The 24,995-nt window shown below is 66.7% G+C and carries 21 protein-coding genes and 1 pseudogene; 9 read left to right on the top strand and 13 right to left on the bottom strand.

The features are described 5' to 3' along the window. Positions 1-49: 49 nt before the first annotated feature. From TS85_RS06280 to TS85_RS06255, 6 genes are all read right to left on the bottom strand, one after another. Positions 50-4,279 (bottom strand): translocation/assembly module TamB domain-containing protein, encoded by a 4,230-nt coding sequence (locus tag TS85_RS06280; protein WP_044331102.1) that lies wholly within the window; start codon positions 4,277-4,279, stop codon positions 50-52. Further along, complete coding sequence (locus tag TS85_RS06275) at positions 4,279-6,459, bottom strand: autotransporter assembly complex protein TamA (protein WP_227698698.1); 2,181 nt, start codon at positions 6,457-6,459, stop codon at positions 4,279-4,281. Before TS85_RS06275 ends, TS85_RS06280 begins: the two co-directional genes overlap by 1 nt. Positions 6,460-6,730: 271 nt before the next feature. Beyond that, a complete protein-coding gene (locus TS85_RS06270; protein WP_044331100.1) occupies positions 6,731-8,836 on the bottom strand; it encodes a malate synthase G in 2,106 nt (701 codons plus the stop codon). A 71-nt stretch (positions 8,837-8,907) separates the two neighbouring features. After that, a complete protein-coding gene (locus TS85_RS06265) occupies positions 8,908-9,363 on the bottom strand; it encodes a MarR family winged helix-turn-helix transcriptional regulator (protein ID WP_044331099.1) in 456 nt (151 codons plus the stop codon). A gap of 191 nt (positions 9,364-9,554) precedes the next feature. After that, positions 9,555-10,964 carry a coniferyl aldehyde dehydrogenase gene (locus TS85_RS06260; RefSeq protein WP_044331098.1) on the bottom strand — a complete coding sequence of 470 codons (1,410 nt, stop codon included), beginning with the start codon at positions 10,962-10,964 and terminating at the stop codon, positions 9,555-9,557. Between the two features lie 30 nt (positions 10,965-10,994). Beyond that, entirely contained in the window at positions 10,995-11,771 is a 777-nt protein-coding gene (locus tag TS85_RS06255; RefSeq protein WP_044331097.1) for a prepilin peptidase, read from the bottom strand. A gap of 152 nt (positions 11,772-11,923) precedes the next feature. On the opposite strand from TS85_RS06255, the gene TS85_RS06250 reads away from it, so the two are divergent. After that, entirely contained in the window at positions 11,924-13,111 is a 1,188-nt protein-coding gene (locus TS85_RS06250; RefSeq protein WP_044331096.1) for an acetyl-CoA C-acyltransferase, read from the top strand. A gap of 147 nt (positions 13,112-13,258) precedes the next feature. On the opposite strand, the gene TS85_RS06245 is transcribed toward TS85_RS06250, so the two are convergent. Genes TS85_RS06245 through TS85_RS06230 form a run of 5 tightly spaced genes read right to left on the bottom strand, consistent with a single transcriptional unit; the run spans position 13,259 to position 16,245 of the window. After that, entirely contained in the window at positions 13,259-13,582 is a 324-nt protein-coding gene (locus TS85_RS06245; RefSeq protein WP_227698697.1) for an antitoxin Xre/MbcA/ParS toxin-binding domain-containing protein, read from the bottom strand. After that, positions 13,579-13,842, bottom strand: a complete 264-nt coding sequence (infA, locus tag TS85_RS06240; RefSeq protein WP_044331094.1) for a translation initiation factor IF-1 — start codon at positions 13,840-13,842, stop codon at positions 13,579-13,581. The genes TS85_RS06245 and infA overlap by 4 nt, the downstream gene beginning before the upstream one ends. Before the next feature lie 3 nt (positions 13,843-13,845). Beyond that, positions 13,846-14,019 (bottom strand): hypothetical protein, encoded by a 174-nt coding sequence (locus tag TS85_RS25835; RefSeq protein ID WP_173426217.1) that lies wholly within the window; start codon positions 14,017-14,019, stop codon positions 13,846-13,848. A 54-nt stretch (positions 14,020-14,073) separates the two neighbouring features. Beyond that, a complete protein-coding gene (locus tag TS85_RS06235; protein WP_044331092.1) occupies positions 14,074-14,577 on the bottom strand; it encodes a hypothetical protein in 504 nt (167 codons plus the stop codon). Positions 14,578-14,619: 42 nt separating this feature from the next. Then, positions 14,620-16,245: a phosphoenolpyruvate carboxykinase gene (locus TS85_RS06230; RefSeq protein WP_044331089.1), complete on the bottom strand. Its 1,626-nt coding sequence runs from the start codon at positions 16,243-16,245 to the stop codon at positions 14,620-14,622. A 157-nt stretch (positions 16,246-16,402) separates the two neighbouring features. On the opposite strand from TS85_RS06230, the gene TS85_RS06225 reads away from it, so the two are divergent. From TS85_RS06225 to TS85_RS06190, 8 genes are all read left to right on the top strand, one after another. Next, positions 16,403-17,110 carry a response regulator transcription factor gene (locus tag TS85_RS06225; protein ID WP_044331086.1) on the top strand — a complete coding sequence of 236 codons (708 nt, stop codon included), beginning with the start codon at positions 16,403-16,405 and terminating at the stop codon, positions 17,108-17,110. Beyond that, the gene (locus TS85_RS06220) at positions 17,079-18,656 is read left to right on the top strand and encodes a sensor histidine kinase (protein WP_044331083.1); all 1,578 of its coding nucleotides are present in this window, start codon (positions 17,079-17,081) and stop codon (positions 18,654-18,656) included. The genes TS85_RS06225 and TS85_RS06220 overlap by 32 nt, the downstream gene beginning before the upstream one ends. Further along, the gene (rapZ, locus tag TS85_RS06215) at positions 18,653-19,591 is read left to right on the top strand and encodes an RNase adapter RapZ (RefSeq protein WP_044331080.1); all 939 of its coding nucleotides are present in this window, start codon (positions 18,653-18,655) and stop codon (positions 19,589-19,591) included. Before TS85_RS06220 ends, rapZ begins: the two co-directional genes overlap by 4 nt. Position 19,592: 1 nt before the next feature. Further along, complete coding sequence (locus TS85_RS06210; RefSeq protein ID WP_044331077.1) at positions 19,593-20,000, top strand: PTS sugar transporter subunit IIA; 408 nt, start codon at positions 19,593-19,595, stop codon at positions 19,998-20,000. After that, positions 19,997-20,269, top strand: coding sequence for an HPr family phosphocarrier protein (locus TS85_RS06205; protein WP_044331075.1), 273 nt, complete (start codon positions 19,997-19,999; stop codon positions 20,267-20,269). The genes TS85_RS06210 and TS85_RS06205 overlap by 4 nt, the downstream gene beginning before the upstream one ends. Positions 20,270-20,312: 43 nt before the next feature. Next, positions 20,313-21,113 (top strand): TrmH family RNA methyltransferase, encoded by an 801-nt coding sequence (locus tag TS85_RS06200; protein WP_044331072.1) that lies wholly within the window; start codon positions 20,313-20,315, stop codon positions 21,111-21,113. Between the two features lie 383 nt (positions 21,114-21,496). Next, on the top strand, positions 21,497-22,423 hold the full coding sequence (locus tag TS85_RS26330; RefSeq protein ID WP_320407149.1) for a 2Fe-2S iron-sulfur cluster-binding protein: 927 nt from the start codon (positions 21,497-21,499) through the stop codon (positions 22,421-22,423). Between the two features lie 28 nt (positions 22,424-22,451). Continuing rightward, complete coding sequence (locus TS85_RS06190) at positions 22,452-22,952, top strand: ferritin-like domain-containing protein (RefSeq protein WP_044331069.1); 501 nt, start codon at positions 22,452-22,454, stop codon at positions 22,950-22,952. 15 nt (positions 22,953-22,967) lie between these two features. Here the strand turns inward: TS85_RS06190 and TS85_RS06185 are convergent. Both TS85_RS06185 and def read right to left on the bottom strand, forming a co-directional pair. Next, positions 22,968-24,361: pseudogene (locus TS85_RS06185) on the bottom strand (DNA recombination protein RmuC). Positions 24,362-24,440: 79 nt separating this feature from the next. Then, positions 24,441-24,968 (bottom strand): peptide deformylase, encoded by a 528-nt coding sequence (gene def, locus TS85_RS06180; RefSeq protein ID WP_044331066.1) that lies wholly within the window; start codon positions 24,966-24,968, stop codon positions 24,441-24,443. Positions 24,969-24,995: the final 27 nt, after the last annotated feature.

Genomic DNA, 24,995 nt, shown 5'->3' with positions numbered 1-24,995 from the left:
CACTGTCAGTAAGCGGGCCAGAGCAATCATGCCCCCGGGGAGAGGCCGGTCAATAGTCCTTGGAATAGCGCAGGCTGACGCTCGATCCGCCAAAGGACCCCGTCTCCGACAACAGGCTGAGCGCGCGCGTCAGCGAGATTTCGAGCTGGGTCGCGGTGAACCCGCGGGCGTCGGTGATGATCTCGATGTAGATGTCGTCGGTGATGTATTTGCCCGCCGCCAGCGACGTGCCCCGCCCGGTGGTGTCGTCGGCGCCCAGGATACGCAGCCGGTCGATCCCGGTCGCCGACTTGAGCTTGCCGAGCGGATTGAGCCCGCCGCCGCTCCCGCGCAACGAATTGACCGCCGCGGCGAGCTGAATGGCCTCGGTTGCGGACAAATTGGTCACGTTGGTGCCGAAGAACAGCCGCGAGAGCACTTCTTCCTGCGGCAGGCTGGGCGTCGACGAGAAGGCGATCTGCGGCGCCTGCGCAGTCCCGGACACGGTGAGGATCGCCGTCACGCCCTCGGCAGTGGTGCTCGCGGCGATATCGACCGAAGGATTGGTGAGCGTCGCGCCCTGGAAACGGATCACGCCACGGCTGATCTCGAACCGCCGGCTCGCGAAGCTATAGGTGCCGCGGACGATCTCCATGTTGCCGCGTACTTCGGGTGCCGCCGTGGTGCCCCGCACGAAGATCCGCGCGCTCCATTCGGACTCAAGCCCCATGCCCGAAACGAACAGCCGATTGTCGGCGACGAGCCGCAGGTTGAGGTCGAAGATGCCCGATGCGCGTGCGGGCTTTGCGGGGGTGTCGCCCGCGTTCGCGACAACCTGGCTGCGGCGGCGGATGCCGGTCAACTCGGGAACTTCTGCGGCACCCTGGCGGATGATTTCGTAGCGCGCCTCGGGAATGCGCAATTCGCCTTCGATCTTCGCGACGTCCAGTGTCTTGGTGATCGTGATCTTGCCGGTCGCAGTGGCGCCCAGCGCGTCGCTGCGCGCCAGCCGGGCATTGTCCAAATCGGCAGTGATCGAAATCGGATATCCGGCCTCCGCCGACAGGCCGAGTTCGCCCTGCGCGGTGACGGTGCCATCGCCGGCGCGCGCCGTCATCCGGTTGAGGATCAGCCGGTCGCTGGAGAAACGCCCGTCGATCGCCATGGCAGTAAGCTGCGTGCCATAGGTTTCGTTTGCGTAGGTCAGGTTCTGGCCGCGCACCACGCCGGTCAGTTCGGGCGCACGGACGCGACCCGAGAAATCCGCGGCGATGCCGATCGGTCCTGCCAGTGTCTGGTTCGACAGCCCCGCAAGCGAGAAAGGCACGGCAGCCGGGCCATTATAGCGGATCCCGCCCGACAGCGGCGCACCGAGCAGCCGCTCGGTCCAACTGCCCGCACCCGCGCTGAGCGGGCGCAGCGTCGCGACGATACGACCGATCGTGGTGGTACCCCGCTTGATCAGCGCGCGCGCGTCGCCGCCATCGGGCAACAGCTTGCCGACGAAGCTGACATCGACCGGGGAAGAAACCGTGGCAAGGCTGGAGCGGGTAAAATCGTCGATCTCCAGCCGGGCATCCGCGCTGGGGAACGCCCCGTCATTGGTCTGCGCAAAATCGAGGCTGCCGGATGCGGTGCCGCCAACGCCCGAACCGGGGACGAAGGCGTTGACCACGGCGAGGTCCAGGCGGTCGAGCCGCGCCTGAAGCGCCATGCCGTCGCCATAGCTCCCTGCGAGCCGGACAGTCCCCTGATCGAAATCGACCTGAGTCGGCAGCAACCGATAGTTGGCGCCATCGATGGCAATTCGTGCCGGAGCAACCGTGCGGAAGCCGATGCCGCTGCCATGCCCCTGGAGCGCGACCAGCCACTGGCTGGGCGAAAGCCGTGCATTGGCCGCGATGTCAAACGGCACGCCCGACGATCCGGCAGCCACGGCTTGCGCCGTGCCATTGCCGCCCTGGTAATCGACTTTGACGCGCGCGGTCCGCAGCACTGTGGTGCCGAGGCGAAGATTGGCGACCTGTGCGTCCGCAACGACCTGCGGCGTCTCCGCCAGGATGACGTGTCCACTCACCAATGCGCGCCCGATCGTCAGCCCGGCATTGCCCGGAATGACGGCGTTGAGCGCACGCGCCTGGAAGTCGGCGCGCTGGAGGTCGCCCTGCGCCGCCAGCACCGCGCTGCCGACGACGCCCGAGCCCTCGAACGAAACATTGCCTGCGAAGGGGCCCGCACGGGTCTGCTGGATCGCGCCGGCGATGTTCATCCCGGCGAACTGTGCCTTCTGGATATCGACTGCGAGCAACGCCCCGGTCCGCACCACCACATCGGCGGAGAACGGCCCGTAATCGGTGCCACCGGTTGCCAGCACGGCATAGGCCGCGCCGCGACCCCGGATGGTCGCCTCGAGATTGACCAGCCCGACGCCAAGCCCCGGACGCTCGGCGCGCAGCAAGACCAGCGGGGCGCTCAGTGTTCCACTGACACGCGCAGTCAGCGGGCCATATTGGTCGGACACGGCATCGGCGTTGATCAGCAATGGGCCAGCGGGATCATAGCGCCCGGACCCGCGCAAGATGCGGAAATCGGGCGCGCGCATCCGCAGGTCGCTCACGCCGATGATGCCGTTGGGATTCAGCACGACGCGCGCCGAGGCGACCGCATTGCCGCCGAGGAAATTGAGCGCAGCCTCGTTGGTGATCTTGCGGGTTTCCGCGGCGATCTGCCCGCGAATGCCCCATCCGCCGCCGGGCGCGGTGAACAATTGTGCATCGGTCCGCAAATTGACGACCCCGACGCCGTTGATCGCATAGTCGTTGATCCGCCCCTTGAGCGCGCCGGTGTAGCGTCCGGTGCTCATGTCGGCGGCGATGATTGCGGTCGCATCGACACGATCCGACCGGAGCCGGAGGTTGTCCGACAGGATGCGGTCGCCCGAAATCGCGAGGTCGCCCTGCACTGTCAGGTTGGTGACGAGGCCCCCAGCGGCAGCATTGAGCCCGCTTACGCGCGCCGCGCGGGCACGGATGGGGACGAGGATGCGATCCGAATCGACCTGTGCCCGGCCCTCCGCGACCAAGCGCTCGACCACGGTCTCGCCGAAGCCAATCGCCCCCGCCTGCACCTTATAGTCCACCACGGGGCTCGCGAACGCGCCGTTCAACGCCAGCGCGGCACGCACATCGCGACCGTTGAGGTTGGGAGCGATCGCACCGGGGGTCAGCAGCCGCGCGTCGATCCGGACGTTCCGGAACCGATTTTCGCCCAGGTCGACAAGCCCCGCGGCTTCGACCGCAAGTGCCTTCGAGTTGAGCTTTACCACGCCTTCCGCGCGACGATCGCGCCACGTCATGTCGAGGGCAACGTCCAGCGCAGGCGCCGTGAGCCGCTCGACCGGGCCCTGCAGGTACAGCCCCGGATGGGTGGGACCCCGTACCTGGAAGCGGCCATTATTGGCCGTGATCGCGAGGTCGGCGAGTTGCCCGCCGCCCAGCGTTCCAGTCGCGCGGCCGCGCCACGCCTGCCAATTGCCCTTGCCGTCGATCGCGAAGACGAGCGGCGCGTCGAGCCCCGCGAGACCGGCGACCAGCCCGCCCGCCGGGGCATCGACGCGCGCGGCGATGTCGAGCTTGTTCTGGTCGGGGACGGCATCCAGCCGAAGCGACAGGCGGTCACCGCCAGCGATACCCGGCGCCGCGATCGTCGCGCCATCGGCAACGATCTGCGCGCGCCCGCCGGCAAGGTGCGCGCTGCCGCTCAGCCGAGCGATATGGCGGTTTCCGCCGACCGCGGGCGCGACATCGAGCCGCGCGATGCTGAGGCGGGCGATATCGATATCGATGTCCGGCAGGAATGGCGCATTGGGATCGCTCTCGACCGGCTTGAGTTCGGGCAGCCGGGCCAGCCGCACTTCGGGGCTGGTCAGGCTGCGCACGTCGATATGGTTTTGCAGATAGGCAAAGGGGCGCCAGTCGACGGCGATCTCGCGCGACGCGGCGAACACGCCCTTGGGATCGCGCACCTCGACGTCGCGAAGCACCATCGCTCCGTAGAGCGAACCATCGATCCGCCCGACGCGGAAATTGAGTCCCGAGGCGAGCGTCAACCGGTTGATCTGGCTCGCGACAAAGGCGCGGCCCGGGCCGGTGTTGATCCCGATCGCGAGCGCTCCGACCAGCAATATGATGGCCGCAAGCGCGATACCGATCCACTTCGCCACGCGCTGCCAAAGAGGGCGCGTCGTCGACACCTGCGTTTCGGTCTCGCCAGCCTCGGTTTCAGGAAATTCGGTCGCCATCAGAAGGCCTGGCCGATCGAGACGTACAGGGCGACCTTCGATTCATTGGGTTTGCGCGCGATCGGGGTGGCGATGTCCACCCGCAACGGTCCGAAATTGGTGTAGATGCGTCCCCCGATCCCCGCGCCGAAGCGCAAATTCTGTCCAGTCGGATACAGGCCCTCATAGACCTGCCCGGCATCGACGAACGGCACGATGCCCAGATTGCCGAACCGGTACCGCGCCTCGATCGCAAATTCGTTGAGGCTGCGCCCGCCGACCGGGCGCCCATCGGGCGAACGCGGCCCCAGTTCCTGATAGCCAAAACCGCGCACCGATCCGCCGCCGCCCGCATAATAGCGGCGCGAGGGCGGCAGGTCGTCGCGCGCGATTCCGGGGATCGAACCGACGCGGGCGCGCCCGCCCAGCACGATGTTGCGCGTGATGGGGAAATAGCCGGTCCCCTCCAGCATCAGGCGCGCATAGGGCCGCGCCGTGCCACGCACCGAGGTTTCGGGGCTGACATTCGCCTTGATGCGGAACCCGCGCGTGGGGTTCAACAGATTGTCCGAAGCATCGAAGCCAATGAATCCGGGGATCGCGGCGATCAGCCAGGTCCCGCGATCGCGCGCGCCCTTGTTGAAATTATACCGGTCCTCGTTCGATCCGACGAGCTCAGCGCCGTAGAAATAGGTCCAGTTCTTTTGCCAGACCGGAGTCGAATCGCGCGACCAGCGGACCGAAAAGGTCGTCGTGTAGGATTCATACGCGGCATAATCGCTGTGGTTCGCGGCGGCGATCACCTGGAAGGTGCGGTCCCGGCGACCGGCATTGGATCGGCGGAACGTGCCCGAAATCCCCTGCTCCTGCGTGCCGATCACCCCGCTGGCGATCAGCGCGCCTTCGGGGGGGAAGAAATTGCGGTGCGTCCAGCTGCCTTCGAGCCGGATGCCCTGTCCCGTGCTGTACCCCAATTCGCCTGCCAGCGTGCGCGGACGCCCGGCGGTCTGCCGGACGCGCAGGTCGACGATTTCGGTCCCGTCGGGCCCCGGCTTGCCGGTGCGGATCGGCTCGACCGAAACCGTGGAGAACAGGCTTGTCGCGATGAGCGCGTCCCGCAGGTCGTCGACCGCGCGGCTGTCATAGATCTGCCCAGGCAGATAGCGCCGGAGCAATTCGATATGCTCGACATCGAATACCTGGCGCCTGCCTTCGGTGACGACTTTCCCGAAGCTGGCACGGGGCCCCAGATCCACGGGCAGCGTATAGTCGGCGAAATGGGTTTCCTCGTCGAGCAGGATGTCGCGATCGCCGAGCTTCAGGAAGGGATAGCCCTGCTGCGGTAGCCGGATGCTGACGTTCGCTTCGGCGCCCTGAACGCGATCCGCCTGGATCGGATCGCCCGGGTTGAGGTTGAGTTCGGCGTCGATCAGCCCCGCCGGGACGGTCGGGTCACTGACGATGCGCACCGTTCCGAGCCGATAAAGCGATCCCGGCGTGGCCGTGATCGTCGCGCGGACATTGCCCGAGTTCCGCGGATTCTGCTCTATCGTCGAAATCGCGGTGCCGTCATAATAGCCGATCGACTGCATCAGCCGGACCGCAAGGTTTTCATCCTCGCGCGCGCGCGCCGCGACCATCGTCGCGTTTGCCGCCTTGCCGTCGCCGTCCTCAAGTGCCGAAAGCGTGCGAAAGCGTCCGCTCAGCCCGACGGCGTCGAGCCCCTCCAGCACCGTTGTATAGCGGACCGAACCGACTTTTTCGTCTTCGACCCCGGCAATCGCCACCGGCTCGACGCGGAAATCCGCGAGCGGCGGCAGCGGCTGGGCAAATTCGGGAGACTCAGCGGCGGGCGGAGGGAAGCTCTCGATCGAGTCCTGAAGCGCACCCGGAGTTGGCGCAGCGCCCGGCGTCGGAGCACCTGCTGCTGGCGCGGGAACGGTCGGCTCGAACCGCTGGATCGGCTCCAGCGGCGCATTGATGTCTCCGCTCAATTTGGGCAGTTGCGCCTCGAATGCATCATCCGCAACGATGGGCTCTTCGTTGGCGAAAGGCGCCGCGGTGCTGCCGGACGCCTGGGGGGAGTCCGGGGTCGGTGCGGGCGTGGGCGTGGGCGCACCCTGCCCCGGCGTCGGATCGGCGATCTGCGCCTGTGCGAGCCCCGGCAGGAACGCCGTCCCCGCCAGAGCGGCCAACCACACCGCCTTAACCCCTTTACTCACACACGTCCTCCGGGGACCGTGGTAGCATCCCGGCCCTCCCGGGCACGAAACGAGCGAAGGTCGATTTTGCTCCGGACGCGCATGACATGGTTGCAACAATCGTCACACTCAGGGCCTGCGGGCGCGACGGAGGGCCATCGGAAGGCGCGCACACAAAGGCGCGGCCCGTCCAGAAACGGGGACAAGCAAACGCAACGATGGGCTCCCTCAAGCAAAGAGAACGCCTTAGCGTCGAATTTGCGCCGCGCAATCAGCCCCGCGCCTTTGCCTCACGCCGGAAGCGGTGCAGCAAGGGCTCGGTATAGCCATTAGGTTGCGCAGCCCCTTCGAACACGAGCGCGCGCGCTGCCTGAAACGCCAGCCCGGCCTGCCCTTCGGCCCCCGCAAGCGATCTGTACAGCGGGTCGCCGCGGTTCTGCGCATCGACTTTCAAGGCCATGCGCTCCAGCGCGGCTTCGACATCGACCGCGCTCGCAACCCCGTGAAACAGCCAGTTGGCGAGAAGCTGAGACGAAATGCGCAGCGTCGCGCGGTCCTCCATCAACCCGACGTCATGGATGTCGGGCACCTTGGAGCAGCCGATACCCTGATCGATCCAACGCACTACATAGCCGAGAATGCCCTGCGCATTATTGTCGAGTTCCTGCTCGATCTCGTCCCTGCTCCAGTTGCGCCCGATCGCGACGGGAATCGTCAGTAGCGGCGCCAGCGCCGGGATGCTCTCGCCAGCGATCTCGCGCTGCCGGGCGAACACATCGACCTGATGATAGTGAAGCGCATGCAGCGTCGCGGCGGTCGGCGACGGCACCCATGCGGTGTTCGCCCCCGACAGCGGATGCGCACCCTTCTGCGCGAGCATATCGGCCATCCGGTCGGGCGCCGCCCACATCCCCTTGCCGATCTGCGCCCTGCCCGAAAAGCCGCAGGCCAGCCCGATGCGAACGTTGCGATCCTCATAGGCGGCGATCCACGGCAGCGCCTTCATCTCGCCCTTCGGCACCATCGGCCCGGCGTGCATGCTGGTGTGCATCTCATCGCCGGTGCGATCGAGAAAGCCGGTGTTGATGAAGACGATACGGTGCTTCACCGCGTCGATGCACGCCGCGAGATTGGCCGAGGTGCGGCGCTCCTCGTCCATCACGCCGACCTTGATCATGTGCCGCGCCAGCCCGAGCAGGTCCTCGACCGCATCGAACAGCCGATCGGTGAACGCGCATTCCTCCGGACCGTGCATCTTGGGCTTGACGATATAGACCGATCCGGCGCGGCTGTTCCTGTGGCTGCCGAGCCCGCGCAGGTCGTGGAGCGCGATCAGGCTGGTGACGATCGCGTCCAATATGCCCTCCGGCGCCTCGCCTCCATCGGGCAGCAGCAGCGCGGGGGTGGTCATCAGATGGCCGACGTTGCGGACGAACAGCAACGAACGCCCGGACAGCGTCAGGTCGCCCGCCCCCGGAACCTGATAGACGCGGTCCTCCGCAAGCCGCCGGGTGATCGCCACGCCGCCCTTGTCGAAACGCTCCTCCAGATCGCCGCGCATCAACCCAAGCCAATTGGCATAGGCCGCGACCTTGTCCTCGGCATCGACCGCGGCGACCGAATCCTCCAGATCGACGATCGCCGTCAGCGCCGCTTCGAGCACAACATCCGCAATGCCCGCAGGATCGATCGCGCCAATCGGGTGGGTGCGATCGATCACCACTTCGATGTGCAGCCCGTGGTGGCGAAACAGCAACGATTCGCCCCGCTGCCCTACAAACTGCGTCGGATCTGCCAGCGGCAAATCGCCCTGTGTGAACTCGGCCCAGGCCATATCGGCCAGCGGAACGGCTTCGTCCAGAAACGCTTTTGCCCGCGCGATCACCTGCGCGCCGCGTTCGCGATCATAGCCCCCGGGCCGGGGTGCGCCCGGAAGCGCGTCGGTCCCGTACAAGGCATCATACAGGCTGCCCCAGCGCGCATTGGCGGCGTTGAGCAGGAAGCGCGCGTTGAGCCCCGGCACGACGAGCTGCGGCCCGGCAAGCTGGGCAATCTCGGGATCGACGGCACCGGTATGGATCGTGAACGGTGCCGGGGTGTCGACCAGATAGCCGATGCTTCGCAGAAAGGCCTCCTGCGCGGTCGGGTCCGCAGCGCGCGCCGGCTCTTCTGCGCACCAAAGGTCGATCTGCGCCTGTAGCGCATCACGGCGGGCCAGCAGCGCGCGGTTCTCGGGCGTGAAGCGGGCGAATATCTCGGCAGTCCCGCGCCAAAACCCTTCGGCTGCGATGTCCAGTCCGGGCAGCACGCGCTCCTCGACGAAGCGGGCGAGTGGTCCGGCAATTTTCAGCCCGGCGCGATCGACAAAAGCGGACATGATACTCCTCCTGCAACGGGTCGTGCGATTGCCTGGGGAGGACGTGCGCGGCTTAAGCGATAGTGGCCGCGCTAGGCAACCCCATCCTCCAGAGACTTGGCCGCCTGCTCCAAACGCGCCAGCATCTCGCCAAGCTGACGGCGCTCGGCATCACTGAACGCCGCGAAAATCCGTCGCTCCAGCTCGATCGCCTTGGGTGCGACCTCGGCGTAGAGCGCCTTGCCCTCCCCCGACAGCGTCAACAGATGCGAACGTTGGTCGCCCGGATTGGCGGCGCGCCCGACCAGGCCGCGATCGACGAGGGCGATCGCTGCGCGGCTGACGGTCACCTTGTCCATGCGCGTGCGCCCGCACAGCGCCTGCTGGCTCATCGCGCCGCCCTCCGCGAGAACCGCGACCAATCGCCATTCGGGAATTCGCAACCCGAACAACGTGCGATAGGCAGTGGCGACCGCGTCGGAGACCGCGTTGCTGGCGATCGAGAGACGGTATGGCAGGAATTCGTCGAGTTTCAGGACACTGGGCATGGGTTCTCCGTGGCGGGACCTACCGTGAGCTGCAACTGACAACGCTGGCCGATTGCAAATTTTGCAATGCTACCGCTATCATTTCGCACTTGCAGCAAAACCGCGAGTGATCCACAAAGGTCGGGCCTTTCAGGCATCCTCTCCTAAACCTTTCAAAGGGCCGCCTCCGGGCGGCCCCTTTTTTTTGCGAGTCATCCTTTGATTTGCCGCTTGATCGTGGCCTGAGTCGCCTTGCCATAGGGCGGCTTCATTCCCGCGAGCTTTGCGACATCGAGGCGCGATTGCTGAAACACCGACCGGGCATGGCTGAAAGTGCGGAAGCCCGCCTCGCCATGATAGGCGCCCATGCCCGATGGCCCGATGCCGCCGAACGGGAGCTCTTCCTGGCTAACGTGAAACACCACGTCGTCGAGCGTGACCCCGCCCGAGATCGTTCGGTCCAGCACCTGTTGCCGCTCACTCGCGTCGCTGCCGAAATAATAGAGCGCAAGCGGGCGGTCGCGTCGGTTGACCTCGGCGATCGCCGACTCGATCCGGTCATAGCTGCGCACCGGCAGGATCGGCCCGAAAATCTCCTCCTGCATCACCGTCATGTCGTCGGTCGGGTTGCGGATGATATGGAGCGGCATCTTGCGCGCATTCGACTTGGCGAAATCCTCGTTCGCCGGGTTGACCACGATCACCTCGGCCCCGCGGGCACGCGCATCGTCGATCCAGGTCGTCAGTCGCTGGTAATGGCGGTCGTTGATCACCGATGTATAATCCGGATTGGCGAGCAGCGTCGGGTACATCGCCGAAGCCGCCCCGACGAGCGCCGCGACCATCTGCGCCTCGCGTTCTGCGGGGACCAGCATATAGTCCGGCGCGAGGCAGATCTGCCCGGCGTTGAGCATCTTGCCCATCGCCACGCGCTCCGCGACGCGCGCCATGTCCGCCGAACGCCCGACCACGACCGGCGACTTGCCGCCCAGTTCCAGCGTCACGGGCGTCAGGTTGTCGGCGGCCGCGTGCAGGATATGGCGGCCGATCCCGGTCGCGCCGGTGAACAGCAGGTGATCGAAGGGCAGCGCCGCGAACGCCTTTCCGACGTCCGCGCCGCCACTCACGAACGCCAGTTCGTCCGCTGCGAAACAGCCCTGCGCAACCTCTTCGAACAGCGCCGCGACGCATGGGGTAAACTCGCTGGTCTTGACCATCGCGCGATTGCCCGCGGCGAATATGCCCGCCAGCGGCCCCATCACCAGGTTCACAGGGAAATTCCACGGCGCGATCACGCCCACCACGCCCTTGGGCTGATAGTCAATCCGCCCGCGCGCGCCGAGCAGGTTGAGCGGGAACAGCACGGGCCGTCGCTCGCTGCGTGCCCAGCGATCAACCTTGGCGATCGCATGGCGCAGCGGCGCGATCGATGCGGCGATGTCGGTGAGCATCGACTGGTCGCGGCTGCGATGCCCGAAATCCTCGCTCAGCGCGTCGCAGAAGCGATCGGCATTGTCCCCGATCATCGCAATCGCGCGCCTCAGGCGATCCTTGCGCATCGCGATCGGCACGGGCAACTCGGCCATGAAGGCCGCGCGCTGACGCTCAAGAATATCGTGCATCGAGAGTCCTCTCCGGATTTTTCGAGAGTGTCACCCCAGACCCGCCAGCAAGTAAAGCGGCGATGCTGCGGCCAGCCAGCAGCCCCAGGCCGCGACCGCGAGCATCGCGCCGAACGGCAGGCGGGTCCGCGCATCCGGCCCGCGTCCGGCCAGCGTCATCGCCGCCACCGCGACCAGCCCGATCGCGCAGGCGACCAGCACCGCCAGAGGCAACGCGTGCCAGCCCAGCCATAGCCCGATCGCGCCCAGCATCTTCGCATCGCCGCCGCCCAGCCCCTGCCGCCCGCGCACCCGGCGGTACAGCGCGGCGACCAGCCACAGTACCCCATAGCCGACGGCGCCACCGATCAGCCGGTCGTCCAGCGTCGGGCCCCAGTCGCCAAGCGCGCCCTCCGCAAGCCCGACCACCGCAAGCGTCGCGGTGACGCGGTTTGGGAGCCAAAAAGCTGCGAGGTCGAGCGCCGCGAGAGTCAGCAACAGCCACCCGAAAACCGCGCCGAACGCGCCCTCAAGTCCCGGCGCGACAAACCCGGCCAGCGCTCCCGCGCCGCCCGCGATCAACTCGACTTTAAGGTGCGACCGCGCGATCGTCGCCCCACACGCTGCGCATCGACCACGCTGGAGCAGGAAGCTGAGGACGGGCACCAGTTGATGCGCACGCAGCGGCGTGCCGCAACCGTCGCACGCCGAACGCCCGGTGGCGATCGATCGCCCCGCTGGCCAGCGTATCGCGAGCGTCGCGATAAAGCTTCCGAAGACGAGCCCGAGCCCGCCCAGCAACCCGGCCCAGATCGCGGCATCCCGCATCAGCGTCCGGTGGGCGCTTGCGGATACGATGGCGTCGAACGCCGCCCCTGTTGATGATTGGCATGCATGCGCCTTCCTTGGCGGTGCGGTCGGGCTTTTGCAAACCCGGCCCCAAGCGACTAGATCGCGCCCAACCAACGAGAGGAGCCACTATGTCCGCCGATGCCGTCGTCATCGCATCCTATGCCCGCACCCCGATGGGCAGCTTTCAAGGAGCGCTGGCCGGTTCGACCGCGACTCAGCTCGGCGCCGCTGCGGTCGGCGCTGCCGTCGAGCGCGCGGGGCTGAAGGGCCATGCGATCGAACGCATCTATATGGGCTGCGTGCTTCCCGCCGGTCTGGGCCAGGCGCCGGCGCGACAGGCAGCGCTCCATGCCGGGCTGCCCGACCATATCGAGGCGACGACAATCAACAAGATGTGCGGATCGGGGATGCAGGCCGCGATCCTCGCTGCCGACGCGCTTGCCGCCGGGTCGGTCGACCTGCTGATTGCAGGGGGCATGGAGAGCATGACCAACGCCCCCTATCTCTCGCTGCGCCACCGTGCCGGGGCGCGGATCGGGCATGATGTACTCAAGGATCACATGTATCTCGACGGGCTCGAGGATGCGTATGAACCCGGCAAGTTGATGGGTAATTTCGCCGAGGAAGTGGCGAACGAATATCAGTTCACCCGGGCGGCACAGGATGATTTCGCCATCACCTCGCTCGAACGCGCGCAAAAGGCGCAGGCGAGCGGCGCGTTCGACCGTGAGATCGTCCCCGTGGACGTGCCCGGACGCAAGGGCGTGACCCATGTCGCAGTCGACGAACAGCCCGCACGCGGCGATATCGCCAAAATTCCGACGCTGAAGCCCGCCTTTTCGAAGGATGGCACGATCACCGCCGCCAATGCCTCCTCGATTTCGGACGGTGCAGCCGCGCTGGTGATGACCCGGCTAAGCGTGGCCGAAAAGCTCGGTCTGACTCCGGTCGCGCGGGTCGTGGCCCACGCAGCCCATGCCCATGCCCCGTCCCGCTTTACCACCGCGCCGGTGTTTGCGATGCGCAAGGCACTGGACAAGGCGGGGTGGAGCGTCGGCGACGTCGACCTGTTCGAAGTCAACGAAGCCTTTGCCTGCGTCGCGATGATCGCAATGAAGGAAATGGGCATCGCGCACGATGTGCTGAATATCCATGGCGGCGCCTGCGCGCTCGGCCATCCGATCGGGGCGAGCGGTGCCCGAATCCTGGCGACGCTGCTGTCGGCATTGGAAACCAGCGGCGGACGGCGCGGGGTCGCCTCGCTGTGCATTGGCGGAGGCGAGGCTACCGCGATGGCAGTCGAACTGCTCGACTAACCCCGCCACCGCCACGGACCGCGGCAACGCCCTATGCGGCGGGTTCCGCGGTCCTGGTGGGCACGAAGCGAGACGATGCCCCAGGTCGTACCGATCCCGGTAAGCGCCGCGACAAGAAGCGCGGCGACGGGCAGAAGCGACGTGATCTCAGCGCGCCGCAGCGCTGTGCGCGTCCAGCGCCTGGACGACGCGGTCGAAGCCCTCGGCGCTCTCGACGACGAGATCGATGGGACGACCGCCGAGCGTATCGTCATGCGTGTTGAGAAACGCCACGACCTTGTCGCGGTCGCGAAAGGCTTCCCACGCCAGCGTCGCAGCCTTGCCCTGGCGCTGCGCGGCATCGGGGGTGAGGCGCACCGTGTCGAAGCGCTTGCGAAAGCGCTTGAACTGCGGCTTCTCGTTGGTTTCGGCAACGGGTGCGGCTACGGCCTCTACGGGCAGGTCCTCGCTTGCGGGCACATCCTCGCTCACCGGCGGAACCCCGCGCGGCGCTGGCTCGGCCCGGTGCTCGCGACGCGCTCGCGATAGACGAGGCGGCCCTTTTCCATGTCATAGGCCGACATCTCGACCTGGACCCGATCGCCCACCAGCGTCCGGATGCGGAACTTGCGCATCTTGCCCGCAGTGTACACGATCACGCGATGTTCGTTTTCCAGCTTCACGCGGAAACGACCATCCGGCAGCACTTCCTCGACGAGGCCGTCGAGCGTCAGCAGATCTTCCTTTGCCATGCGTCAGGCTGCTCGCAACGGGGCGGCGGTGGCGCCGGCATTGGCCTGGAAACGGCGGATCTGCGCAGCATAGCCGGCCACCAGCCCGCGATGCGCGGTTCGTGCTTCCGACCCGGTCGCCGATGTGGCGCGCATGAGCGACACCTGATGGCGGTGGAACAAGTAGTTGATATCCATGGGAGCGTCCCGTCACTGTAAGCGGGAGCGCGAAGGTCTCTCAGCCGCGGGCGCCTACGTAGGATTTGCAGCGCGGTGATGCTCATATAATACAGGAGATGCAGAATTGCCACCCACGGGCAACGGTGCGAGGTCCGGCGGCACGAACCCGCGCCGCGCCGCGACCGAAAACAGCAGCTCGCGGCTATAGAATCGAAGCGGCCAGTCGCGCCGGCCGGCGGGCGATAGCAGCAGCGCATTCACACGCGCCACAAGCACCGTCTCCTGCGTCACGGCCAGGAAGTCGCGGACCCCCGCCAAAAAGGCGCGGGTGATCGTGTCGTGATATCCGCCGCTGTCGTCGTTCACCCCGCCGACGCTTTCGTTGAAGCGCGCGATCAGCCCCGCAATCTCCGCATCCAGATCGATGTCCGGGCGCTCCGCAAGGAGATAGAGGCACGCCGCGAGATGCGCCTCGTGCGTCCACTCCTCGCGGGCAAGCGCACAGCCAAGCAGTCCTTCGCCGAGATGGACGATCTCGGCGTCGGCGGCGAACAGGCGGGGCGATGGGTCGGTCATCGATCGGGCTCCAGTGTCTACCCGACCGATGACCGGGTTGGTTCAGGCTGCGACGGCGGAGGCGTTGGGCGCCGCCTGGCGGACGCCTTCGTCGACATGATCCGCGAACTCGGCGAAATTCTCGACGAACTGGTCGACGAGGCGCGCAGCAGTGGCGTCATAATCGGCCTTGTCCGCCCAGGTCTCGCGCGGGTCGAGGATCGCGCTGTCGACGCCGGGCACCGCCACCGGCACTTCGAACCCGAAATAGGGATCGGTGCGGAACTCGGCGGCGTTGAGGCTGCCGTCGAGCGCGGCGTTGAGCAGTGCGCGAGTCGCCTTGATCGGCATCCGCTTGCCGACCCCGTATTTGCCGCCGGTCCAGCCGGTGTTGACGAGCCAGCAATCGACACCGCCCCTGGCGATCCGCTCCTTGAGCAGATTGCCGTAGACCGACGGGTGCCGCGGCATGAACGGCGCGCCGAAACAGGTCGAGAAAGTCGCGGTCGGCTCGGTCACGCCGATCTCGGTGCCCGCGACGCGCGCGGTATAGCCCGAGAGGAAGTGGTACATCGCCTGTTCCGGGGTCAGCTTGGCGATCGGCGGGAGCACGCCGTAAGCGTCCGCAGTCAGCATCACGACGTTGCGCGGCACCGGCCCGAGATTGTGCGCGCTGGCGTTCGGTATGAAATCGATCGGGTACGACCCGCGGCTATTCTCCGCGAGGCTGTTGTCGTCGAGATCGAGTTCGCGCGTCTCCGGGTCCATCACCACGTTTTCGAGCACGGTGCCGAAACGCCTGGTCGTCGCGAATATCTCCGGCTCGGCATCGGCCGAGAGGTTGATCATCTTGGCGTAGCAACCGCCTTCGAAATTGAACACGGCGGTGTCCGACCAGCCATGCTCGTCGTCGCCGATCAGCGTGCGGCTGGCATCGGCGCTGAGCGTCGTCTTGCCGGTGCCCGACAGGCCGAAGAACACCGCGGTATCGCCATCCGGGCCGATATTGGCCGAACAATGCATCGGCATGATGCCGTCGAGCGGCAGCAGATAGTTGAGCAGCCCGAAGACGCTCTTCTTCATCTCGCCGGCATAGGCGGTTCCGCCGATCAGGATCAGCTTCTCGGTGAAGTTCACCGCAATCACCGTTTCGGTGCGGCAGCCATGGCGCGCCGGATCGGCGCGGAAGCTGGGCAGGTCGATGATCGTATATTCGGGATCGAAATCCGCCAGCGCGGATTCCTCGGGCCGCACCAGCAGCGTGCGGATGAACAGGCTATGCCAGGCAAGCTCGTTGATCACGCGCACCCGGACGCGGTGTTCAGGCTGCGACCCGCCGAAAAGGTCCTGTACGAACAGCGTGTCGCGCTCGCCCAGCGCGGCAAGGAAGTCCGCCTTGAGCGCGGCGAAATGCGCCGGGCTCATCCCCCTGTTGGTCTTGCCCCACCATACGCTGCCTTCGGTCTCGGCATCGCGGACGATGAACTTGTCCTGCGCCGAACGCCCCGTGTGCTTGCCGGTGGTGACGACGAGGGGGCCATCCTTGGCGAGACGACCCTCGCCGCGGCGCACGGCATGTTCCACCAGCGGCGCGGTGCCCAGATTCCAGTGAATCGCGGCGTCGGTGCCGATCCCTTGCGCCTCAAGCCCGTTGCGCGGTATTCGCGTGTCCAATGCACATCCCTCCATATGGCCCCCTTTGGAAGACCGTTTTTTATCGATCTTTCCGCCTTGGAGGCGCTACCCGATTCCGTCAATCTGGGTAAACGTTGTCAACGATTGAGCCCGTCCCGACTTTGTTCTAAAGCGCCCCGGTGATGCTTCTCCGCCACGTTCAATCCGCCGGATGACCGCCACGATCGCACTGGTCGATGACGATCGCAACATCCTGACGTCGGTTTCGATCGCGCTTCAGACCGAAGGCTTCCTCACGCGTGTCTATTCGGACGGCGAGAGCGCGCTCAAGGCGCTGGTCGACAATCCACCCGACCTCGCGGTGCTCGACATCAAGATGCCCAAGATGGACGGCCTCGAGCTGCTCCGTCGACTGCGCGAGAAAAGCGCGATCCCCGTGATCTTCCTGACGAGCAAGGACGACGAGCTCGACGAGGCGCTCGGGCTGGCGATGGGCGCTGACGATTATATCGCCAAGCCGTTCAGTCAGCGGCTGCTGATCGCTCGCATCCGCGCCATCCTGCGCCGAACCGAAACCGCACAGCCGAGCACCGAGGAAGGCGCGCAGGAGCCCGCCGAGATACTGGAACGCGGCCGGCTTACGATGGACCCGGCGCGCCACCGCGTCACCTGGGGCGGGACGAACGTCACGCTCACGGTCACCGAATTCCTGATCCTCGAGACGCTGGCGCAGCGACCGGGCATCGTGAAGACGCGAAACCAGCTGATGGACGCCGCGTACCAGGACGACATCTACGTCGACGACCGCACGATCGACAGCCATATCAAGCGGGTGCGGCGCAAATTCCGTCAGGTCGATCCGGACTTCGATGCTATCGAAACGCTGTATGGCGCCGGATATCGTTTCTCGGACGAATAGCGAGCGCGACCTCGCGCTCAAATGGTCCAACCGCGTCAGCCTGACGCCACGGATATTGGCGGTCAACATCTTCGCGCTGGCGCTGTTGGGTGGCGGCTTCTCGTATCTCGATTCATACCGCAGCCGGATCGTCGACAGCCGCGTGGCGCAATCGGCGCGCGAGGTGCGGCTGGTCGCGCAGGCGCTGGCATCGGCCACTGCCGAGCGCCGCGATCTGCTGTTGCTCAGCCTGGCACGCGACACCGGCACGCGCATCCGGCTGTACGACGAGGACGGCAGGCTGATTGCCGACAGCCGTGACCTGGGGCTGCGGAACATGATCCTGCGGGACCCGGACAAGGACCCGATAGGCCAGGAAATCGCACGGTTCCTGGACGGCGTGATCGACACCGTCGCCGGCGCCGACCGCACCCCGCTGTATCGCGAGCACCCCGGCGATCGCGGCCTCGAATGGCCCGACGTGCTCGCCGCGCGGACCAGCCACGGCACGCCGGCAACGGTATGGCGCGCGCCGGACCGCACCCCCGTCATCACCGCCGCCGCACCGATCACCCAGCTTGGCGTCGTGATGACCACGGTCAATGCCCGCGACATCACCCAGACGGTGCGCATCGAACGGTACCGGCTAGGACTGGTGCTGGCGGTCGTTTCGCTCGTGTCGGTGCTGTTGTCGCTGTTCCTCGCGCGGACCATCGTGCGGCCGTTGCGGCGGCTGGCGCGGGCGGCGGTGCGGGTCCGGCTGGGGCGGGCCCGCGAAGTCGTGGTGCCGCGGCTGCCCGAGCGCAACGACGAGATCGGGCTGCTCGCCCGCGCACTGTCCGACATGAGCCAGGCGCTGCGGGCGCGGATCGACGCGACCGAAACCTTTGCCGCAGACCTGACGCACGAGCTCAAAAACCCCCTCGCCTCGCTCCGCTCCGCCGTCGAGGGGCTGTCGCGGGTCAAGGACCCCGAATTGCAGGAGCGGCTGCTGGCGATCGTTCGCGACGACGTGCTGCGGCTCGACCGGCTGATCAGCGACATTTCCGACGCCTCGCGGCTGGATGCCCAGCTCAGCCGGGCGACGTTCGAGCGCGTCGACATCGGCGCGATGCTTCAGGCGCTGCTCGACCAGCGCGGCGAGCGCGGGCTGCCCAATGGCATCCGGCTGGTGTTCGATCGCGCGCCCGGCGCCGACCTGACCGTGCTCGGCGAAGGCGCGCGGCTCGAGCGCGTGTTCGAAAATCTCATCGAGAACGCGACCTCCTTCTCGCCGGAGGGCGGGTTGATCAGTCTGTCGGCGACCAGCGACGGCGAGACGCTGACCGTCCGGGTCGAGGACGAAGGCCCCGGCGTACCCGAGGAAGCGCGCGAGGCGATCTTCCGCCGCTTCCACTCGGTGCGCCCGCAAAGCGAGGCGTTCGGCCAGCATTCGGGGCTGGGCCTTGCCATCGCCCGCACCATCGTCGAAGGCCATCAGGGCATGATTTCAGTGGAATCGCGGGAGGATCGGTTGAGCGGAGCGCGGTTCGTGGTGCAATTGCCGGTGCCGGGACGCGATCGATGAGCGGTCGCAAGCCCAAGAACATCCTGCTCGTCACCGGCATGTCCGGGGCGGGCAAATCGACCGTGCTCCGCACGCTGGAAGATCTGGGCTGGGAAGTCGTCGACAATCTGCCGCTGATCCTGCTCAACCGCCTGCTCGATACCGATCCCGGCGAAGGCGACGACAGCGACAGCGACCGCCCGCTGGCGCTGGGCATCGGCACCCAGACCCGCGGCTTCGACGCCGAGAGCATCGTCCGGCGGATCAAGAAGCTGCGCGAGGATTATCGCCACGATATCGGCACGCTGTTCCTCGAATGCTCGGGCGCCGAGTTGCAGCGGCGCTATGCCGAGACGCGGCGGCGGCACCCGCTCGAACAGGACCGCCCGGCGGCGGACGGCATTGCCCGCGAGCGTGAATTGCTCAACCCGCTGCGGCGCTGGTCGAACCGGCTGATCGACACCACCACGCTCTCCGCCAACGACCTCCAGCAGCAGATCCGCGCGACCTTTGCCGGCGAGACGCCGCGCGCCGCGGTGCTGACGATCCTGTCCTTCGGCTATTCCCGCGGGCTGCCGCGCGACGCCGACCTCGTGTTCGACATGCGGTTCCTCCGCAACCCGCATTGGGACGAGTCGCTGCGCCCCGGGACCGGCCAGGACCCCGACGTCGCCGCCTATGTCGCGGCGGACTCGGCCTATCCGGCGGCGATGGCGCAGATCGAGGCACTGCTGCTCCTCCTGCTGCCGCGCTATCAGGCGGAGGGCAAAGCCTATGTCACGGTCGCCTTTGGATGCACCGGGGGGCGGCACCGGTCGGTGCATGTTGCGGAGCGTATGTCCCGCAGGTTGCGCGAAGAGGGATTTTCGCCCACGGTGCTGCACCGCGATTTGAAGACCGCGCCGCAGGACTCGCTGGAGGGGACGCCGGTGACCACAAGAAGGGGCGGAGTTTGAAATGATCGGTTTGGTACTCGTGACGCACGGTCGGCTTGCCGAGGAATTCGTGGTCGCGATGGAGCATGTCGTGGGGAAGCAGGAGCGGATCGAGCCGATCTGCATCGGCCCCGACGACGACATGGAGAGCCGCCGCGCCGACATCGCCGCCGCGATCGCCCGAGTCGATGACGGCGTGGGCGTGATCGTGCTGAGCGACCTGTTCGGCGGCACGCCGTCCAACCTCGCCATTTCGCTGATGGAGGCCGGGCGGATCGAAGTGATCGCGGGCATCAACCTGCCGATGCTGATCCGGCTGGGCAGCGCGCGCAAGACGATGAAGGTCACCGAAGCCGTCGCCGCCGCCCGCGACGCCGGCCGCAAATACATCACCATCGCATCCGAGGTGCTGGGCGAGGCAGCGGCATGACCAAGAGTGTGCGTACCGTCACCATCCTCAACCGTCGCGGCCTCCATGCCCGTGCCAGCATGGCGTTCGTCACGCTCGCCAGCAGCCAGAATTGCGAGTTGACCGTCGAGAAGGACGGGTCGAGCGCATCGGGCACGTCGATCCTCGACCTGATGATGCTCGGCGCCGCCAAGGGCGACAGCATCACGATCAGCGCCGAGGGCGACGGCGCCGACGGCGCGGTGCAGGCGCTGGCCGAGCTGGTCGAGGCACGGTTCGGCGAAGAATAGCGCGGCACTTTCGCCGCCGGCCCGATCTGGCTATCAGCGGGCGATGCCCCGCCAGATAACCGCCTTTTCCAACCCGCTGATCAAGCGCGTCCGCCTGCTCCGCGACAAGCGCCACCGCAAGGACGAAGGGCTGTTCCTTGCCGAAGGGCTGCGCATCCTGACCGAGGCGCGCGAGGCCGGGCGGTTGCCCCAGTATCTGTTCTTCGCGGGCGACAGCGGCAATCACCCGCTGGTCCAGGCGCTGGTCGAGGCGACCGAGGCGGCGGGCGGCGAGGCCGTCGAGACCAATGCCGACATCCTCTCCAAGCTCTCCGGAAAGGACAATCCCGGCGCGGTCGTCGGCGTCTATCCCGAGTTCGGCGTCGCGCTGAGCGATCTCGACCGCAGCAGCGCATCGATCTGGCTGGTCGCCGAGCGGCTGCGCGATCCCGGCAACCTCGGCACGATCCTGCGCACCGGCGATGCCGTGGGCGCCGGCGGGCTGATCCTGCTCGACGAGCATGTCGACCCCTTCTCGGTCGAAGCCGTCCGCGCCAGCATGGGGGCGCTGTTCACCGTGCCGGTGGCGCAGGCGAGCTGGGACGCGTTCCGCATTTGGCTGCGCGCCGGGCCGGGGCAGCTTGTCGGGCTGAGCCTCGATACCGAGCATGACTATCGCGCGCCGGCCTATGCCGCGCCGACCTTCCTGCTGACGGGCAACGAGGCACAGGGCATGCCCGATTTCATGGCCGCCGAGTGCGACCTGCTGGTCAAAATCCCGATGCTGGGCAAGGCCGACAGCCTGAACGCCGCCGTCGCGACGGCGGTGATGGCCTATCAGGTGCTGGGGCAGCACGGCGGCTGACCCCGGCTAAGTTTACGAAGTTTAGGGTTCTGGAGGGTGACCGGCACGGCAACGCTGGGCCGTTTCACCGGGGCGAAGTTTAGGCTTCTGAAGCGTGCTCCGCATCGCCGGGGCGGGGCGACGCGGGGGTGGGCGAATCCGGCGATTTCAAAGAGCGGCGATGAGCGTTGCACGCGAAATCCTACATTGCCAGCCCCTTTTGGACAGGCGGCTGCGAATGTCGCGGCGCCGTGTCGCAAACCGTTCCTGCGTGGCGGAAAGCCGACACTTTTACCGCGATATCGGGGGCGCCGCATGGGCCCCGCCCCCACATCAGCGCATGGCACGAAATTTGCTTAACCGGTGCGCGAGCCGACCAGCGTCGGGCGAAAGACCGGGAGAACATGATGGCCAACGTAACCTTTTCGTCGCCGCGCATGGGCAAGGACGTGACCGTCTATGCCATCGCGGGCGACCGCGGCACCGTTCTCGCGGTGGCCAAGCAGCACAAGATCCCGATCCCGTTCGATTGCCAGGACGGCGAATGCGGGTCGTGCCTGGTCGAAGTCACCCACCTCAACCCGACCACCACCTATGGCAAATATGGCATCGCCTTGACCGAAAAGGAAAAGGAAATGCTCAAACAGCTCGGCAAGATCACCAAGGAGGAGATCGTCAACGCCGAGGTCAACGACATGCCGCCCCGCCACCGGCTCGCCTGCCAATGCTTCGTGCGCAACGAGGACATATTGGTGACGTTCGAAGGCGACGAGACGCTGCCCGTGCAGACCCCGCATATCAGCCATGCCGCCAAGCGCTTCACCGGCGGAATCGAGATCGGCTCGCTGTCCGAATTCCTGGGCTATGCAGTTAAGGTCGAGGAAGACGCCGCGCTCCATTTCGACGGGCTCGCCGACCAGATGGCAGCATGCGGCAACAGCGAGGTAGCCGCGCTGTTCCGCCAGCTCGCGGGCTTCTCGCGGCTCCACCTCGCCGAGGCGCAGGCGCGCGCGGGCACGCTCGACCATGATGTCGTGGTGCCGCCCGATTATGTCTGGCCCGATCACGCCACGCCCGAGCGCACCTCGCTGCTCGCGGGCGACCCGGCGCTCACCCGGCTCGACGGCTTGCGGGCCGCGCTCCAGGGCGAGCGGCGCGGCTATGAATTCTATCTCTCGGTCGCGGCCAAGAGCCAGGACGAGGACATCATCGCGATGGCCAAGCTGTTCGTCCGCGAAGAGGCCGAGCATGTGAAGGTCCTGGAGGCGTGGATCACGCGCGAGGAATGGGCGGCCAACCATCCGGAGCCCGAGCCCGCATCCGCGAGCTGATCCCGAGCCAACCGCCAAGGGGAACGCGATGGAAACGGTAGAAGAATTCCTGGCGCATGCGATCCGGCTCGAGCGCGAGGCGGCCGATCGATTCGACCAGCTGGCCGATGCGATGAAGACGAGCGGCAATCTGGGCGTGGCGAAGCTGTTCCGCCAGCTGGCGGATTATTCGCGGCTCCATCTCGCGGATGCGCGCGAACGGTCGGGGTATCGCAAGATTCCCGACCTGGCGCCGCATGAATTCGAGTGGCCGGACAATGAGAGCCCCGAATCGGCGGCGATCTGGGCCGCGGACCCGCTGATCGGGCCCGAGGAGGCGCTGGACACCGCGCTTGCCGCCGAGATGGCGGGGCTCGCTTATTATTCGGGGATACTCGAGACGACGACCGACCCGGAAATCCGGGCGTTCGCGCGCGAGTTCGTCGACGAGGAGAACGGCCACGTCGTCGAACTCAAACGCTGGATCGCCGCACGGCAGGCGGGGCGTTCGGAGCCGATCGGAGCAAGCTTTCAAACGCCGCCCGGATAAGCGAGCCGGACGCGCCTAGCCGGCGTTTTCCTCCGCCGCCTCAGGCGCCGGGAGCAGTTCCGCGCTGGTCGCGCGCGCCACCACGTCGACGCTCTCGATGCTGTCGAGCGTCGCGTTGCCGGTATCGATGTTGAGCGCCTGGAACCGGCGGGCGGAGACCATCACGCGGCCCTCGAAGCTCGCGACGAACTTGTTGTAATTCTCGACTGCGCTGTTGAGGCCGCCCCCTACCCGCTTGAGATGCGTCGCGGCGGTGGCGAGGCGTTCGAACATTTCCTTGCCGAGCTTGCCGACTTCCTGTGCATCCTCGGTCAGCTTCTGCTGGCGCCACATCGATGCGACCGTCCGCGCGAGCGGCAGGAAGCCCGAGGGCCGACGATGATCACGCGATTGCGCGCGGCGCGCTCCCACAGCTCCATGTCGACTTCGAGCGCGCTCGACAGGAAATTGTCGCCCGGAATGTACATGATGACGAAATCGGGCGCCTTTTCGAACTGCGCCCAATAGGCCTTTCGCGAGAGCGCATCGGCATGGGTGCGGACCGCGCGGGCATGCGAGACCAACGCCGCCTGGCGCTCCTCGGGCGACGTCGCCTCCGCCGCCTGGAGATAGCCATCGAGCACGCATTTGACGTCGACGATAAGCTGCTGGTCGCCCGGCAGGCGGATGATGAAATCGGGACGCAGCGCGCCATCCTCGGTCGCGACCGAAACTTCGGCGGCGAAATCGACATGGCCCGACAGGCCCGCAATCTCGATCAGGTTGCGGAATTGCTGCTCGCCCCAGCGGCCGCGCGTCTTGGGCGCGGCGCGCAGCGCGTTGACCAGCTTGGCGGTTTCGGTGCGGGTCTCGCCCAGCCCGGCCTGGACCGCAGTGATCGCCTCCTTGAGCGCGCCATAGCTGTCGTTGCGGTCCTTCTCGACGCGCTGGAGCCCTTCCTCATAGCGTTTGAGCGTCGAATCGATCGGCTGGAGCAGCGCCTTGAGCTTCTCCTCATTCTTCTCGCCCGCCTGGTTGAACCGGGCCTCGGCACGTTCGAGGAACGCCTTTTGCGTCTCGCCGAGCATCGTCGTCGCGACTTCGCGGAACTGCCCGGCCATCATCTCGCGCGCCATCACGAATTCGGCGAGCCGCTCCTCGAACATCCCCGCCTTGGCCTTCAGCTCGGCCAGTTCGATGCGGGCGCGGTCGCGCTCGTCGCGCAGGATCGCGACGGCTTCGCGCAGCGGCGGGATTTCGCTGGCGCGCTGTTCGGCGCCGGCGAGATCGGTGATCGCCGCCTTGAAATCGGCCTCGCGCGCGTCGCGTTCGGCGCGGTAGCGGGCAGCCGGACGGCCCCCGGCCAGCCAGCCGAGCAACAGCCCGACGACGAGCGCCACGATGATCGCCGCGAGAACCAAGGCTTCCAAGACACACCCTCCAAAGAACAGAGGGCGAACCTATCGGGGTCCCCATTCCCCGGCAAGCGCAATGCGCCGGGGCGAGCGATCAGGCGGCGGCCTTGCGCGCCTTGGCCAGTTTCTTGAGGATCATGTCGCGCTTGAGCCGCGAGAGATGGTCGAGGAACACCACGCCCTCGAGATGATCCATCTCATGCTGGATGCAGGTGGCGAGCAGCCCCTCGAAAATCTCGTCATGCGCCCCACCCTGCTCGTCGAGCCAGGTGACGCGGCAGCGCGCGGGGCGCTCGACATCGGCATATTGATCGGGGACCGACAGGCAACCCTCGGTATAGACCGACAGATCCTCGGCGGGATCGAGGATTTCGGGGTTGATGAAGACGCGCGGTGCGCGGATCGGCTTGCCGTCCTCGTCCTCTTCCTCCTGCAGGTCCATCACGACGATGCGCTTGGGCACGCCGACCTGGATCGCGGCGAGGCCGATGCCGGGGGCATCGTACATCGTGTCGAACATATCGCCGATCAGCGTGCGCGTGGCGTCGTCGACCTCCGCGACGGGGGTGGAGACGGTACGCAGACGCGGATCAGGTACTTCGATAATCGGGAGGACGGCCATGAGGCTGATTTAGGAATCGCGCCCCCG

Source organism: Sphingomonas hengshuiensis (assembly GCF_000935025.1).
Classification (GTDB): domain Bacteria; phylum Pseudomonadota; class Alphaproteobacteria; order Sphingomonadales; family Sphingomonadaceae; genus Sphingomonas; species Sphingomonas hengshuiensis.
Note: the sequence above shows the minus strand (reverse complement) of the source record. Positions and strands in the feature narration are given on the sequence as shown.